The 13,014-nt window shown below is 62.4% G+C and carries 15 protein-coding genes; 3 read left to right on the top strand and 12 right to left on the bottom strand.

Annotated elements, in window-relative coordinates; all coding sequences use genetic code 11:
* Nucleotide 1: 1 nt before the first annotated feature.
* From ccoG to ccoN (D886_RS0105435), 9 genes are all read right to left on the bottom strand, one after another.
* Nucleotides 2-1,417, bottom strand: a complete 1,416-nt coding sequence (gene ccoG, locus D886_RS0105475) for a cytochrome c oxidase accessory protein CcoG (RefSeq protein ID WP_027592927.1) — start codon at nt 1,415-1,417, stop codon at nt 2-4.
* Nucleotides 1,418-1,716: 299 nt separating this feature from the next.
* Nucleotides 1,717-2,697 (bottom strand): cytochrome-c oxidase, cbb3-type subunit III, encoded by a 981-nt coding sequence (gene ccoP / locus D886_RS0105470; RefSeq protein ID WP_027592926.1) that lies wholly within the window; start codon nt 2,695-2,697, stop codon nt 1,717-1,719.
* Nucleotides 2,694-2,891, bottom strand: a complete 198-nt coding sequence (locus D886_RS0105465) for a CcoQ/FixQ family Cbb3-type cytochrome c oxidase assembly chaperone (protein ID WP_027592925.1) — start codon at nt 2,889-2,891, stop codon at nt 2,694-2,696. Before D886_RS0105465 ends, ccoP (D886_RS0105470) begins: the two co-directional genes overlap by 4 nt.
* Before the next feature lie 5 nt (nt 2,892-2,896).
* Entirely contained in the window at nt 2,897-3,505 is a 609-nt protein-coding gene (gene ccoO, locus D886_RS0105460) for a cytochrome-c oxidase, cbb3-type subunit II (protein WP_003254286.1), read from the bottom strand.
* Nucleotides 3,505-4,947, bottom strand: coding sequence for a cytochrome-c oxidase, cbb3-type subunit I (gene ccoN, locus D886_RS0105455; RefSeq protein WP_027592924.1), 1,443 nt, complete (start codon nt 4,945-4,947; stop codon nt 3,505-3,507). The genes ccoO (D886_RS0105460) and ccoN (D886_RS0105455) overlap by 1 nt, the downstream gene beginning before the upstream one ends.
* A 454-nt stretch (nt 4,948-5,401) precedes the next feature.
* On the bottom strand, nt 5,402-6,343 hold the full coding sequence (gene ccoP, locus D886_RS0105450; RefSeq protein ID WP_027592923.1) for a cytochrome-c oxidase, cbb3-type subunit III: 942 nt from the start codon (nt 6,341-6,343) through the stop codon (nt 5,402-5,404).
* Nucleotides 6,340-6,534 carry a cbb3-type cytochrome c oxidase subunit 3 gene (locus tag D886_RS0105445; protein ID WP_027592922.1) on the bottom strand — a complete coding sequence of 65 codons (195 nt, stop codon included), beginning with the start codon at nt 6,532-6,534 and terminating at the stop codon, nt 6,340-6,342. The genes ccoP (D886_RS0105450) and D886_RS0105445 overlap by 4 nt, the downstream gene beginning before the upstream one ends.
* A 5-nt stretch (nt 6,535-6,539) precedes the next feature.
* The gene (gene ccoO, locus D886_RS0105440; protein ID WP_027592921.1) at nt 6,540-7,148 is read right to left on the bottom strand and encodes a cytochrome-c oxidase, cbb3-type subunit II; all 609 of its coding nucleotides are present in this window, start codon (nt 7,146-7,148) and stop codon (nt 6,540-6,542) included.
* A 13-nt stretch (nt 7,149-7,161) separates the two neighbouring features.
* Nucleotides 7,162-8,586, bottom strand: a complete 1,425-nt coding sequence (gene ccoN, locus D886_RS0105435) for a cytochrome-c oxidase, cbb3-type subunit I (protein ID WP_027592920.1) — start codon at nt 8,584-8,586, stop codon at nt 7,162-7,164.
* A gap of 49 nt (nt 8,587-8,635) precedes the next feature.
* Between ccoN (D886_RS0105435) and D886_RS0105430 the strand changes: the two genes are divergently transcribed.
* Nucleotides 8,636-9,328 carry an alpha/beta family hydrolase gene (locus D886_RS0105430; protein WP_027592919.1) on the top strand — a complete coding sequence of 231 codons (693 nt, stop codon included), beginning with the start codon at nt 8,636-8,638 and terminating at the stop codon, nt 9,326-9,328.
* 113 nt (nt 9,329-9,441) lie between these two features.
* On the opposite strand, the gene D886_RS0105425 is transcribed toward D886_RS0105430, so the two are convergent.
* Together D886_RS0105425 and D886_RS0105420 are read right to left on the bottom strand one after the other, a co-directional pair.
* The gene (locus D886_RS0105425) at nt 9,442-9,726 is read right to left on the bottom strand and encodes a pyrimidine/purine nucleoside phosphorylase (protein WP_027592918.1); all 285 of its coding nucleotides are present in this window, start codon (nt 9,724-9,726) and stop codon (nt 9,442-9,444) included.
* A gap of 73 nt (nt 9,727-9,799) precedes the next feature.
* Complete coding sequence (locus D886_RS0105420; RefSeq protein WP_027592917.1) at nt 9,800-10,351, bottom strand: exonuclease domain-containing protein; 552 nt, start codon at nt 10,349-10,351, stop codon at nt 9,800-9,802.
* 171 nt (nt 10,352-10,522) lie between these two features.
* Here D886_RS0105420 and D886_RS0105415 point away from each other — a divergent pair, with 171 nt between their 5' ends.
* Both D886_RS0105415 and D886_RS0105410 read left to right on the top strand, forming a co-directional pair.
* Entirely contained in the window at nt 10,523-11,323 is an 801-nt protein-coding gene (locus D886_RS0105415) for an ABC transporter substrate-binding protein (RefSeq protein WP_027592916.1), read from the top strand.
* 63 nt (nt 11,324-11,386) lie between these two features.
* The gene (locus D886_RS0105410) at nt 11,387-12,400 is read left to right on the top strand and encodes a GNAT family N-acetyltransferase (RefSeq protein WP_027592915.1); all 1,014 of its coding nucleotides are present in this window, start codon (nt 11,387-11,389) and stop codon (nt 12,398-12,400) included.
* Nucleotides 12,401-12,440: 40 nt separating this feature from the next.
* Here D886_RS0105410 and D886_RS0105405 read toward each other — a convergent pair whose 3' ends face one another.
* Nucleotides 12,441-12,971, bottom strand: coding sequence for an RNA polymerase factor sigma-70 (locus D886_RS0105405; protein WP_027592914.1), 531 nt, complete (start codon nt 12,969-12,971; stop codon nt 12,441-12,443).
* Nucleotides 12,972-13,014: the final 43 nt, after the last annotated feature.

Here is a 13,014-nt window from a genome sequence, read left to right as displayed (position 1 = left end):
CTCAGCGGATCTGTGGGCCGATGAAGCGGCTCTTGGCTTCAACCTGGGCGTCGCTGTCATCGGCGCTCTTGAGGATGAAGGTGATTTCGTTGGTGGTCGATGGCAGTTTCTCGGGCGCTATCGACAGCTGCACGGGCAGGCTGACGATGTCACCGGCGGCCACGCGGATCTCGCGCTGGCCTTCGAGCTTGAGGTCCGGCAGGCCGGCGGCATCGAGCACGTAGACGTGGTCGCGTTGGTCTTTGTTCATGACCTTGAGGCTGTAGACGTTCTCGATCCGGCCCTGGGCGTTTTCGCGGTACAGCACGCGGTCCTTGCTGACGTCGAAGCCGACCAGCGAGCGGGTGGCGAAGGCGGTGGCCAGGGCGCCGATCATGACCAGCAGCACCAGCGCATAGCCGATCAGCCGAGGGCGCAGCATGTGGGTTTTCTGCCCGGACAGGTTGTGCTCGGTGGTGTAGCTGATCAACCCTTTGGGGTAGTTCATCTTGTCCATGATGGTGTCGCAGGCGTCGATGCACGCGGCGCAGCCGATACACTCGATCTGCAGGCCGTCGCGGATGTCGATGCCGGTGGGGCAGACCTGCACGCACATGGTGCAGTCGATGCAGTCGCCCAGGCCTTGGGCCTTGTAGTCGATGTCTTTTTTACGCGGGCCACGGGTTTCGCCACGGCGCGGGTCGTAGGACACGATCAGCGTGTCCTTGTCGAACATCACGCTCTGGAAGCGCGCATAGGGGCACATGTACACGCACACCTGCTCGCGCAGCCAACCGGCGTTGCCATAGGTGGCGAGGGTGAAGAAACCGACCCAGAAGTAGGCCCAGCCATCGGCTTGGCCGGTGAAGAACTCGATGGCCAGCTCACGGATCGGCGAGAAGTAACCGACAAAGGTCATGCCGGTGACGAAACCGATCAGCAGCCACAGGCTGTGCTTGGCGAATTTGCGCAGGAACTTGTTGCCGCTCATGGGGGCGCGGTCGAGCTTCATGCGCTGGTTGCGATCACCCTCGGTGACTTTTTCGCACCACATGAAAATCCACGTCCACACGCTTTGCGGGCAGGTATAGCCGCACCACACCCGGCCGGCATACACGGTGACGAAGAACAGGCCAAACGCGGCGACGATGAGGATGCCTGACAGGAGGATGAAGTCCTGGGGCCAGATGGTGGCGCCGAAGATGTAGAACTTGCGCTCGGGCAGGTTCCACCAGACGGCCTGGTGACCGCCCCAGTTCAGCCACACGGTGCCGAAGTAGAGCAGGAACAGTACTGCACCGCCGACCATGCGCAGGCGGCGGAAGACGCCTGTGAAGGCGCGGGTGTAGATTTTCTCGCGGGAGGCGTAGAGGTCGACGGAATCCTTCCCTTTGTTGGCAGGCGGGGTGACGTCATGTACCGGAATTTGCTTGCTCATCATCAAGTCCCACGGCAGTGGAGAAATGCCGCGGCCAGTGCATGCCGGCCGCAGTCTCGCGCAATCTGCTAGCGCTCTGCGACCCATGATACGCCTGTGATGGCACCCAGGGGTTGCACTGCGACCTTTAGTCGCGTTGGGTTCGTGGTATGAATCGTGATATGGCGGGTGTCAATTGATCCAGGTCAGCTTGTGCTGGATTCTTCGCGGGTAAACCCGCTCCCACAGGGACCCCGCTGCCCTCAGGCTCGGCGAGATACCTGTGGGAGCGGGTTTACCCGCGAAGAGGCCGGACCTGCTTACTCAGCCTTTTGAGGCTCCTGCTCCTGATGAGACAGGCTGTACACATAAGCTGCCAGCAGGTGCACCTTGTCGTTGCCCTGCAGTTGTTCCTGCGCCGGCATCTGCCCCTGGCGGCCGTAGCGAATGGTCTGCTGAAGCTGGGCAAAGCTCGAGCCGTAGATGAACGCCTGTGGATGGGTCAGGTTTGGTGCACCCATAGCCGGCGTACCCTTGCCCTCTGGCCCGTGGCAGGCCACGCAATTGGCGGCGAAGATCTTCTGCCCGTTTTCGGCATCGGCCTTGGCGCCTTCCGGCAGGGTGCGGCCATCGAGCTTACTGACCACAAAGGCTGCCACATCGGCAACGCCTTGCTCGCCGATCACCTCGGACCAGGCCGGCATCACGCCGTGGCGACCGCCCATGATGGTGGTCTTGATGGTTTCCGGCTCACCGCCCCAACGCCAGTCGTTGTCGGTCAGGTTGGGGAACCCGTAGGCGCCCTTGGCGTCGGAGCCGTGGCACACCGAGCAGTTGGAAGCGAACAGCCGTGCGCCCATTTTCAGGGCCTGCGGGTCTTTGGCGACTTCCTCGATGGGCATCGCCGCGAACTTGGCGAAGATCGGCCCGAAGCGGGCATCGGCCTTGGCCATTTCCTTTTCCCACTCGTGCACGCCGGTCCAGCCCGGCTGGCCGTTGGCAAACTCGGTCTGCTTGTCGGTGTCCAGGTACGAATAGCCCGGCAGCATACCTTTCCAGTTACCCAGGCCTGGGTACAGCACCAGGTAGCCGAGGGCGAAGATGATGGTGCCGACGAACAGCCAGAACCACCATTTGGGCAGCGGGTTGTCATATTCCTCGATGCCATCGAAGGCATGCCCGACGGTCTCGTCGGTGACCTCTTCGCGCTGGCCCTTGCGGGTGGACAGCAGCAGCCAGGTCAGTGAGAAGATGGTGCCCAGGGTCAGGACGGTGACGTACAGACTCCAGAAGGTTGTCATTGTTTTTTGCTCCCAGAAACTTTTGCTTGCGCTTGCTCGACGTGCCGGGTGGCTTCGGGGTCATCCGCGAAGGGCAACCGGGTCGCCTCGTCGAACTCCTGCTTGCGCCGTGGGTTGAACACCCACAGCGCCAGGCCTACGAAGGCCACCATCACCACGACGGTGCCCAGGCCGCGAATCATCCCGATATCCATCAGCGTCACCGTTTGCTTTTGATGATGGTGCCAAGACCCTGCAGGTACGCGACGATGGCGTCCATCTCGGTCTTGCCCTTGACCGCGTCCCGCGCGCCGGCGATGTCGGCGTCGGTGTACGGCGTGCCGAGGGTCCGCAGCACTTCCATCTTCTTCGCGGTGTCCTTGCCGTCGAGTTTGTTCTCGACCAGCCACGGGTAGGACGGCATCTTCGATTCGGGCACCACGTTGCGCGGGTTGTACAGGTGCGCACGGTGCCAGTCATCGGAGTAGCGGCCGCCCACGCGGGCCAGGTCCGGGCCGGTGCGCTTGGAGCCCCACAGGAACGGGTGGTCCCACACGCTTTCACCGGCCACCGAGTAGTGGCCGTAGCGCTCGGTCTCGGCGCGGAACGGGCGGATCATCTGCGAGTGGCAGCCCACGCAGCCTTCGCGGATGTAGATGTCGCGGCCTTCAAGCTCCAGCGCGGTGCGCGGCTTCATGCCTTCAACGGGTTTGTTGGTGACGTCCTGGAAAAACAGCGGGACGATCTGGGTCAGGCCACCGACGCTGACGGCGATGACCATGAAGAAGGCCAGCAGGCCTATGTTCTTCTCGACGGCTTCATGCTTCATCAGTGCGCTCCCACGACGACGATCTTGGCGGCTTCATCTGCTTCAACCGGGTTGGCCGCGCGTACGGTGCGGAACACGTTGTAGGCCATCAGCAACATGCCCGAGGCGAAGAATGCACCGCCCAGCGCGCGGACGATGTAGCCCGGGTGGCTGGCCTGCAAGGCTTCGACGAAGGAGTAGGTGAGCGTGCCGTCATCGTTGATGGCGCGCCACATCAGGCCCTGGGTGATGCCGTTGACCCACATCGAGGCGATGTACAGCACGGTGCCGATGGTCGCCAGCCAGAAGTGCGCGTTGATCAAGCCGACGCTGTGCATCTGCGCCCGGCCATACAGCTTGGGAATCATGTGATAAACCGCGCCGATCGAGATCATCGCTACCCAACCAAGGGCGCCGGCGTGGACGTGGCCGATGGTCCAGTCGGTGTAGTGCGACAGCGAGTTCACGGTCTTGATGGCCATCATCGGGCCTTCGAAGGTGGACATGCCGTAGAACGCCAGCGATACCACGAGGAAGCGCAGGATCGGGTCGGTGCGCAATTTATGCCAGGCACCGGACAGGGTCATCATGCCGTTGATCATGCCACCCCAGCTTGGCGCCAGCAGGATGATCGACATCACCATGCCCAGCGACTGTGCCCAGTCGGGCAGGGCGGTGTAGTGCAGGTGGTGCGGGCCGGCCCAGATGTACAGGGTGATCAGCGCCCAGAAGTGCACGATCGACAGGCGATACGAGTAGATCGGCCGCTCGGCCTGCTTGGGCACGAAGTAGTACATCATCCCCAGGAAGCCGGTGGTGAGGAAGAAGCCCACGGCGTTGTGGCCGTACCACCACTGGATCATGGCGTCAGTGGCGCCGGAGTAGGCCGAGTACGACTTGAACAGGCTGACCGGCAGCGAGATGTGGTTGACGATGTGCAGCATCGCGGTGACCACGATGAATGCGCCGTAGAACCAGTTGCCGACATAGATGTGCTTGGTCTTGCGCTTGACGATGGTGCCGAAGAACACCAGCCCGTAGGTCACCCAGACAATGGCCAGCAGGATCGCCAGCGGCCATTCCAGCTCGGCGTATTCCTTGGTGGTGGTGTAGCCCATCGGCAGGGTGATCAGTGCGCCGACGATCACCGCTTGCCAACCCCAGAAGGTGAAGGCCGCCATGCTGTCGGAGATCAGCCGGGTCTGGCAGGTGCGCTGCACCACGTAGTAGCTGGTGCCGAACAACGCACAGCCGCCGAAGGCGAAGATCACCAGGTTGGTGTGCAACGGGCGCAGGCGGCCGAAGCTGGTCCAGGGCAGGTCCAGGTTCAGTTGCGGCCATACCAGTTGCGAGGCGATGAAAACGCCGAGGCCCATGCCAAGGATCCCCCAGACCACCGTCATGATGGCGAACTGGCGGACGACCTTATAGTTATAAGCAGTCGGACTGATTGCTGTGCTCATTCTAAGGTTCCACGGTTTTGATGTTCTTGTTGGTCGAAAAATCGGCGCCAGTATCGATAACCCCTCGGGTTACCGCAACGCAACTTTGGTACGCCGACCCGTGTCCAAGCCCGTCCACCTGTGTCCAGCGGTGTTGGGTTCGAACGATTGTACACAAATAAATATTTGTAATGTGTACCGTTTTTCATCTTTTTCTGATCGATCGGTCAGGCTTTTTTGTCGGACGGCACCAGGCTATGCGCCGCGTCTGCTTCGCTGGATTGGCAGCGAAGCCCACTGAGGCAACAAGCTTAGTTCGGTTAGGGGGGGGTGCAAGGGGAGGGGTATGGCGGGGGGGGGCGTGGGGGCTGCTTTGCAGCCCATTCGCAGCACAAGGCTGCGCCTACAAGAAGCACGCGATCGCCTGTAGGAGCAGCCTTGCGCTGCGAATGGGCCGCAAAGCGGCCCCCGGGTATTACTTAACAGTCACTGCTTCAGGCGCGTCACCGTGCGACAGGCTATACACATAAGCCGCCAGCAAGTGCACCTTGTCATTGCCCTGGATCTCGGCCTGTGCCGGCATCTGCCCCTGGCGACCATAACGAATGGTCTGTTGCAACTGGGCAAAGCTCGAGCCGTAGATGAACGCCTGCGGGTGAGTCAGGTCAGGCGCGCCCATGGCTGGGGTGCCTTTGGCTTCGGGCCCGTGGCAGGCCACGCAGTTGCCGGCGAAGATTTCCTTGCCCTTGGCCGGGTCGGCCTTGACCCCTTCCGGCAAGCTGCGGCCATCCAGGTTGGTCAGCACGAATGCGGCCACATCGGCCACGCCCTGCTCGCCAATGACCTCGGCCCAAGCCGGCATCACGCCGTGGCGACCGTTCATGATCGAGGCCTTGATGGTCTCCGGCTCGCCGCCCCAGCGCCAGTCCTTATCGGTCAGGTTGGGGAAGCCATAGGCGCCTTTGGCGTCCGAGCCGTGGCACACCGAGCAGTTGGAGGCGAACAGGCGGCTGCCCATCTTCAGGGCTTGCGGGTCCTTGGCCACTTCCTCGACCGGCATGGCCGCGTACTTGGCGAAGATCGGCCCGAACTTGGCATCGGCCTTGTCCATTTCCTTCTGCCATTCGTTGACCCCGGTCCAACCGTTGTCGTAGCCCGGCAGGATGCCTTTCCAGTTACCCAGGCCTGGATAGAGGATCAAGTAGCCGACCGAGAAAACCAGGGTGCCCACGAACAACCAGAACCACCACTTGGGCAGCGGGTTGTCGTATTCCTCGATGCCATCGAAGCTGTGGCCCATGGTCTGGTCGGTGGTGTCGGTACTCTGGCCCTTGCGGGTCGACAGCAGCAGCCAGGTAAGGCCGATCAAACTGCCGATGGTCAGTACGCTGATGTACGTACTCCAGAAGGTGGTCATTGCCCGGAACTCCTCTTGGCAGCAGGTTCCTGCCCGGCAGGGGGCAGGCGGTCGTCGACGAAGGGCAGCAGGCGCGCTTCGGCGAAATCACGGTCGCGGCGGCGGTTGAATACCCAGAGCGAGAGGCCGATGAAGGCGATCATCACCACCAGGGTGCCCAGCCCGCGGATCATGCCGATGTCTATTTCCATCGCACTCACCTCTTGTTCTTGATCGCGGTGCCGAGCACCTGCAGGTAAGCGACCAGCGCGTCCATCTCGGTCTTGCCCTTGACCGCGTCGCGGGCACCGGCGATGTCCGCGTCGGTGTACGGCACGCCGAGGGTTCGCAGGGTGCGCATCTTGGTTTCGGTGTGGCTGTTGTCGACCTGCTCGGCGACCAGCCACGGGTAGGACGGCATCTTCGACTCGGGCACCACGTTGCGCGGGTTGTACAGGTGCGCGCGGTGCCAGTCGTCCGAGTAGCGGCCGCCCACGCGGGCCAGGTCCGGGCCGGTGCGCTTGGAGCCCCACAGGAACGGGTGGTCCCATACGCTCTCGCCGGCGACCGAGTAATGGCCGTAGCGTTCGGTCTCGGCGCGGAATGGGCGAATCATCTGCGAGTGGCAGCCGACGCAGCCTTCGCGGATGTAGATGTCGCGGCCTTCCAGTTGCAGCGCGGTGTAGGGCTTCATGCCTTCGACCGGCTTGTTGGTGACGTCCTGGAAGAACAGCGGGACGATCTGGGTCAGGCCGCCGATGCTGACGGCAAACACCATCAGCAGCGCCATCAGGCCGATGTTTTTCTCGATGACTTCATGTTTCATCAGGCGTGTCTCCTCAGGCCAGCTGGGCGTTCGCAGGGGCGGCGTCAGTGGCGGGCGCACGCACCGTGCGCCAGGTGTTCCAGGCCATCAGGAACATGCCACTGAGGAAGATCGCACCGCCGACGAAGCGCACGATGAAGCCAGGGTGGCTGGCCACCAGGGTTTCAACGAACGAGTAGGTGAGCGTGCCGTCGCTGTTGACCGCGCGCCACATCAGGCCCTGGGCGATGCCGTTCACCCACATCGAGGCGATGTACAGCACGGTGCCGATGGTCGCCAGCCAGAAGTGCGCGTTGATCAGGCCGATGCTGTGCATCTGCTCTTTGCCGAACACTTTGGGGATGGTGTGGTACAGCGCGCCGATCGAGATCATCGCCACCCAACCCAGGGCGCCGGCGTGGACGTGGCCGATGGTCCAGTCGGTGTAGTGCGACAGGGCGTTGACCGTCTTGATGGCCATCATCGGGCCTTCGAAGGTGGACATGCCGTAGAACGCCAGCGATACCACGAGGAAGCGCAGGATCGGGTCGCTGCGCAACTTATGCCAAGCGCCAGAGAGGGTCATCATGCCGTTGATCATGCCGCCCCAGCTCGGTGCCAGGAGGATCAGCGACATCACCATGCCCAGCGACTGTGCCCAGTCGGGCAGCGCGGTGTAGTGCAGGTGGTGCGGGCCGGCCCAAATGTACAGGGTGATCAGTGCCCAGAAGTGCACGATCGACAGGCGATAGGAATACACCGGCCGCTCGGCCTGCTTGGGCACGTAGTAGTACATCATGCCCAGGAAGCCTGCGGTCAGGAAGAAGCCCACCGCGTTGTGGCCGTACCACCACTGGACCATGGCGTCGGTGGCGCCCGCGTAGACCGAGTACGACTTGGTCAGGCTGACCGGCAGCTCCAGGTTGTTGATGATGTGCAGCATCGCCACGGTCAGGATGAAGGCCCCGAAGAACCAGTTACCCACGTAGATATGCTTGGTATTGCGCTTCATCAGCGTGCCGAAGAACACGATGGCGTAGCAGACCCAGACAATGGTGATCAGGATGTCGATCGGCCATTCCAGCTCGGCGTATTCCTTGGAGCTGGTGTAGCCCAGCGGCAGGCTGATGGCCGCGAGCAGGATCACCAGTTGCCAGCCCCAGAAGGTAAACGCGGCCAGCTTGGGTGAAAACAGGGTGGTCTGGCAGGTACGTTGCACCGAATAATACGAGGTGGCGAACAGTGCACAGCCGCCGAAGGCGAAGATCACCGCATTGGTATGCAGGGGGCGCAGGCGGCCGAAGCTGGTCCAGGGGAGGTCGAAGTTGAGGGACGGCCAGGCGAGCTGGGCGGCGATGAAGACGCCGAGCCCCATCCCGACGATTCCCCACACCACCGTCATGATGGCGAATTGGCGGACCACCTTGTAGTTGTAGGCGGTACTGCTGGTTGTGTTCATGTATGGGTTCCCATCCACGGTTATTGGCAGGCTATAGAGCGAGGCAAGCATGATTAATGGGCAAAGTGCCGGTATTGACGGGGATCAATGGGCGAAGGTCGGAAATGTCCCAGGCTTGCGCTGCGATCTTCCGCAAATTCAAGGGGATGACGGCTACAAAGGCTGTCTGATCCTGGCCCATGGTGCCGGTGCGCCGATGGACAGCGGGTTCATGGACGAGATGGCGCAAAGGCTCGCGGCGCTTGGGGTCGGGGTGATTCGCTTTGAGTTCCCGTACATGGCCGAGCGCAGGGTGAACGGCGGCAAGTGGCCGCCCAATCCGCAGAAGGTGCTGCTGGAATGCTGGCGCGAGGTGTACCGGCAGGTGCGACCTTTGGTCACAGGTAAGCTGGCCATCGGTGGCAAGTCCATGGGCGGGCGTATGGCCAGCTTGTTGGCTGACGAGCTCGAAGCGGATGCACTGGTGTGCCTGGGGTATCCGTTCTATGCCGTGGGCAAGCCGGAGAAGCCCAGGGTCGAGCACCTGGCGGGGCTCAAGACACCGACGTTGATCGTGCAGGGCGAACGGGATGCGCTGGGTAACCGTGAGGCTGTGGCGGGGTATGCACTGTCACCGGCGATCGAGGTGAGCTGGCTGGTGGCGGGCGATCATGACCTGAAGCCGTTGAAGGCTTCGGGGTTCAGCCATGCGCAGCATTTGCAGGCGGCGGCTGAGAAGGTGGCGGGCTTTTTGTCGAAATAGTGCTGGATTCTTCGCGGGCAAGCCCGCTCCCACAGGTGTGGCACAGGACTCAAGCATTGTGATGTCCCTGTGGGAGCGGGCTTGCCCGCGAAGAGGCCGGTGCAGGCCAGCGCTTAGTCGCGGTACTCGCACAGGTAGGCGGTATCCACTTTCACTTGCAGCTGGAACTTGCTGTCCGCGGCCACATTGAACTTGTCGCCAGCCTTGAAGGTTTCCCAGTTGTCGCTACCCGGCAGCTTGACGGTCAAAGCACCGGAAATCACATGCATGATTTCGCGCTTGGCTGTGCCGAACTCGTATTCGCCCGGTGCCATCACACCCACGGTGGCCGGACCTTCTTCGCTTGCGAATGCGATCGACTTGACGGTGCCGTTGAAGTACTCGTTGACCTGGAACATGGGCGACTCCTGAACAGGGGGATGAAAAAGGGCTGGCCAGTATGCCCAAGGCCATCCCCGTCGTCATCTGCTTTCAGGTGCCATTGGCCGGCAGGCTCAAGGGCAGTAGCCGCGCGGTATTGCGCGCATCTTCCAGGGCCCGGTGCTGCTGCCCGCAAAAGTGCATGCCGGCCAGTTGCAAGGCGCCATTGAGGCCGGTCGGCCGCTGCAGGTGACGGGCTTTGGCGAAGCGCTGCTTGAGGTTGATGTGCGGCACGTTGCGCAGCAGGCTGTCGAGCCCATGCTGTTGCCATTCCTGCAGCAACTGCTGGCGATCGTAGTCGCCCCAGCTGACCCAGGCCTGCAACTGCCCGCGGTGGTGCCCCAGCCAGCGCTCGAAGCGCGCCCACACCTCAGGGAAGGGCGCGGCGCTGTCGACGCTGGCCTGGCTGATGTGCGTGAGCTCGCGGCAAAACGGCGTCAGCTGTGGCCGCCGCCGGGGCCGTACGAAACGCTGGAAGTGGTCGACTTCGCGGCCTTCGCGGGTTACCAGGCTTGCACCGATTTCAATGATTTCCATCTCTGTGACCGGCCACCCACCATCGTCGGTGGTGGCTTCCAGGTCGATCACCAACCAATGGCCCATACCAGGCTCCCTTGCAGATCCTGCTAGAGCGTAGCCAATGTCTGGCCTTACGGCACCCCCTGGCAATTTGCCGCCTGCTTTGGCACTAAGGCCGGCGACCAGCAGTTGTGCCCTGCCCGGAAAACGCCTAGCTTAGGCGCAACCAGGTACGAACCTTGATGAGTGTGCGTCTTGACCCCAGCGCCCGGCTTAAAGGCCTTGCCCATTCTGCTGATGCTGGCCGCGCTTTGGCTGGCAATACCAGGCTGGGCTGCCGACGCGATCGAAGTGAAGATCGGCGCCGCGCACTTCCCGCCTTACACCGTGCGCCCCGAGCAGGGGGCCGACACCGGTCTGTTGCCGCAGTTGGTTGCAGCCCTGAACCGTGCGCAACAGGGCTACCATTTTGTGCTGGTGCCCACGTCCATCCAGCGGCGCTTTGGCGATTTGCAGCAGGGCCGCACCGACATGGCGATCTTCGAGAACCCGCAGTGGGGCTGGCAGGGCATTGCTCACCAGGCCGTGGACATGGGCCTGGAGGATGCTGAGGTGTTCGTCGCCAGCCAGGCCAATGGCCGTGACCCTCGGTACTTCGATGAGCTGCGCGGCAAGCGCCTGGCGCTGTTCAACGGCTATCACTACGCCTTCGCCCGCTTCAATGCCGACCCTGACTACTTGCGTAAAGCCTTCAACGCGACCCTGACCTATTCCCACGACAGCAACCTGCTGATGGTGCAGGCTGGCCGTGCCGACATCGCCCTGGTCACCCGTTCGTACCTAAGCGACTTTCTGCAGCGCAACCCCGGCAGCCAGGCGCAACTGGTGGCATCGCAGCGTATCGACCAGGTCTATCACCACTACGCCTTGCTACGCCCGGGCGCGCCCATCGGCGAGCAGTCGTTCGCGGCGCTGATGCGTGCCCTGCGCGACAACGGGGAACTGACGCGTATCTTCCAGCCCTACCGGATCACGGTGCAGGCGCCGCGCGACTAAATTCCGCTGCAGCGGCAACGTTTTCCACGGTGAGCCTTCTTTTCATCTTCGTGAGCCAAGACCATGCCGTTCGATGCCGCTTCGCAGCCACTGTCACCGCCACGCTGGCGCACCCTCAGCGCCGATGAGGGCGATAGCTGGTTGAGCCTGACCCTTGAGGGGCGCCCGCTGATCCAGTTGCGGCTGGTGCCGGGTGCGTGCCTGGAAGTGCACGTGCAAAGCCTTTGCCCAGAGCGCCCTTACCAGGCCCTGTGGGCCGCCTGCTATTGGCTGCTTTCGCGTGATGTCGCCTGCCAGCGCCTGGCCTGGCACCTGCCCGAGGGCGTGCCACAGGCGCTTGCCAGCGGCCTGTTGCTGCCCGGCGAGCAGCCGGGTGTGTACTTGTGCGAGCGTGCGCTGTTCTGGCAGTTGCCCCAGCCTTGGCTCGGCGACACGGCTGCGAGTGTTTACCCGCAGCAGATGCAGATCAGCAACGGCAAGCGCCATCCGCGCCGGGCGCCCAAGCCCCGCGGCGAAGTGTACCGGCGCTTCGATGCGCGCCTGGGCAGTTGGGTGTCGCTGCGCGCACTGGAAATCGATCAGGACCTGGAGCGCTTCAGCCGCTGGCAGAACAACCCTCGGGTCGACGCGTTCTGGCAGGAAAGCGGCTCTTTACAGCAGCACCGTGAATACCTGGAAAAGCTGGAAGCCGACCCGCATACCCTCACGCTCATCGGCTGCTTCGACGATGAGCCGTTCGCCTACTTCGAGGCGTATTGGGCAAAGGAAGACCGGATTGCGCCGTTCTACTCGGCTGATGATTACGACCGCGGCATTCACATGTTGGTAGGGGAGGAGGCGCACCGTGGGCCGCACAAGGTGGCCAGCTGGTTATCGGCGCTGGTGCACTACCTGTTCCTCGATGACCCGCGCACCCAACGGGTGGTGGCAGAGCCGCGGGCGGACAACGGCAAGATGATCGGCTACATGCACGATCAGTGTTTCCATTGCGACAAAGAATTCGACTTCCCGCACAAGCGCGCGGCGCTGATGATTCTGGGGCGGGAGCGGTTTTTCGATCAGTGTACCTTGGTCTGAGATTGCTGGGGGCGCTTCGCACCCCAGCCATTTCAGCTATTCAAACCTGACGGTTGGCCGTCTTGCGGCAATGCACCAAGGCATCGCGAATCATGAAGTTGACCAAGGTCGGCGACACGCCCAATTCCTTGGCGATGTCCTTTTGCGGCACGCCGTGCAAACGGTACATCTCGAACGCATAACGGGTGCGCTGGGGCAACTCGCTCAATGCTTCGGCGATGTCATCGAGGGCGGCGAGGTTGATGTGCGTGGCTTCGGGCGAAGCGTTCTGGATGACCACGTTCAGGCCTTCCTCTTCGCTGCCGGAATACTTCAGCTCCATCGCCTGCTTGCGGTAGTGGTCGATGGCCAGGTTGCGCACGATCTGGAACAGGTAGCTGAGCTGCGCCTTGAAGGACGAGGTGATCTGCGGGGCGGCGCTGAGCCGGAAGAATGCATCTTGCACCACGTCTTCCGCGCGTGAGCGGCAGCCGGTGATGCGCGCAGCGATCTTGACCAGAATGCTGCGATTGTCGACGAAGGCCTGGAGTAATGGTGAATCGCACTTACTTGTGGATAGTTGTTCCGCCATGGAAATCACCTTGTCACAGAGGGGAGAGGAGGCACCCAAAGTT

The sequence above is a fragment of the Pseudomonas sp. LAIL14HWK12:I7 genome, from assembly GCF_000483465.1.
Classification (GTDB): domain Bacteria; phylum Pseudomonadota; class Gammaproteobacteria; order Pseudomonadales; family Pseudomonadaceae; genus Aquipseudomonas; species Aquipseudomonas kermanshahensis.
This window is presented reverse-complemented; position numbering and strand designations above follow the sequence as displayed.

What these genes read in the sequence shown, in the direction of transcription:
- D886_RS0105425 (WP_027592918.1), bottom strand. Translation starts at nt 9,726, where the DNA reads ATGTTCCAGGTCAACGAGTACTTCAACGGCACCGTCAAGTCGATCGCA.
- D886_RS0105405 (WP_027592914.1), bottom strand. Translation starts at nt 12,971, where the DNA reads ATGGCGGAACAACTATCCACAAGTAAGTGCGATTCACCATTACTCCAG.
- ccoN (WP_027592920.1), bottom strand. Translation starts at nt 8,586, where the DNA reads ATGAACACAACCAGCAGTACCGCCTACAACTACAAGGTGGTCCGCCAA.
- ccoP (WP_027592923.1), bottom strand. Translation starts at nt 6,343, where the DNA reads ATGACCACCTTCTGGAGTACGTACATCAGCGTACTGACCATCGGCAGT.
- D886_RS0105445 (WP_027592922.1), bottom strand. Translation starts at nt 6,534, where the DNA reads ATGGAAATAGACATCGGCATGATCCGCGGGCTGGGCACCCTGGTGGTG.
- D886_RS0105410 (WP_027592915.1), top strand. Translation starts at nt 11,387, where the DNA reads ATGCCGTTCGATGCCGCTTCGCAGCCACTGTCACCGCCACGCTGGCGC.
- ccoP (WP_027592926.1), bottom strand. Translation starts at nt 2,697, where the DNA reads ATGACAACCTTCTGGAGTCTGTACGTCACCGTCCTGACCCTGGGCACC.
- ccoO (WP_003254286.1), bottom strand. Translation starts at nt 3,505, where the DNA reads ATGAAGCATGAAGCCGTCGAGAAGAACATAGGCCTGCTGGCCTTCTTC.
- ccoO (WP_027592921.1), bottom strand. Translation starts at nt 7,148, where the DNA reads ATGAAACATGAAGTCATCGAGAAAAACATCGGCCTGATGGCGCTGCTG.
- ccoN (WP_027592924.1), bottom strand. Translation starts at nt 4,947, where the DNA reads ATGAGCACAGCAATCAGTCCGACTGCTTATAACTATAAGGTCGTCCGC.
- D886_RS0105420 (WP_027592917.1), bottom strand. Translation starts at nt 10,351, where the DNA reads ATGGGCCATTGGTTGGTGATCGACCTGGAAGCCACCACCGACGATGGT.
- ccoG (WP_027592927.1), bottom strand. Translation starts at nt 1,417, where the DNA reads ATGAGCAAGCAAATTCCGGTACATGACGTCACCCCGCCTGCCAACAAA.
- D886_RS0105465 (WP_027592925.1), bottom strand. Translation starts at nt 2,891, where the DNA reads ATGGATATCGGGATGATTCGCGGCCTGGGCACCGTCGTGGTGATGGTG.
- D886_RS0105430 (WP_027592919.1), top strand. Translation starts at nt 8,636, where the DNA reads ATGATTAATGGGCAAAGTGCCGGTATTGACGGGGATCAATGGGCGAAG.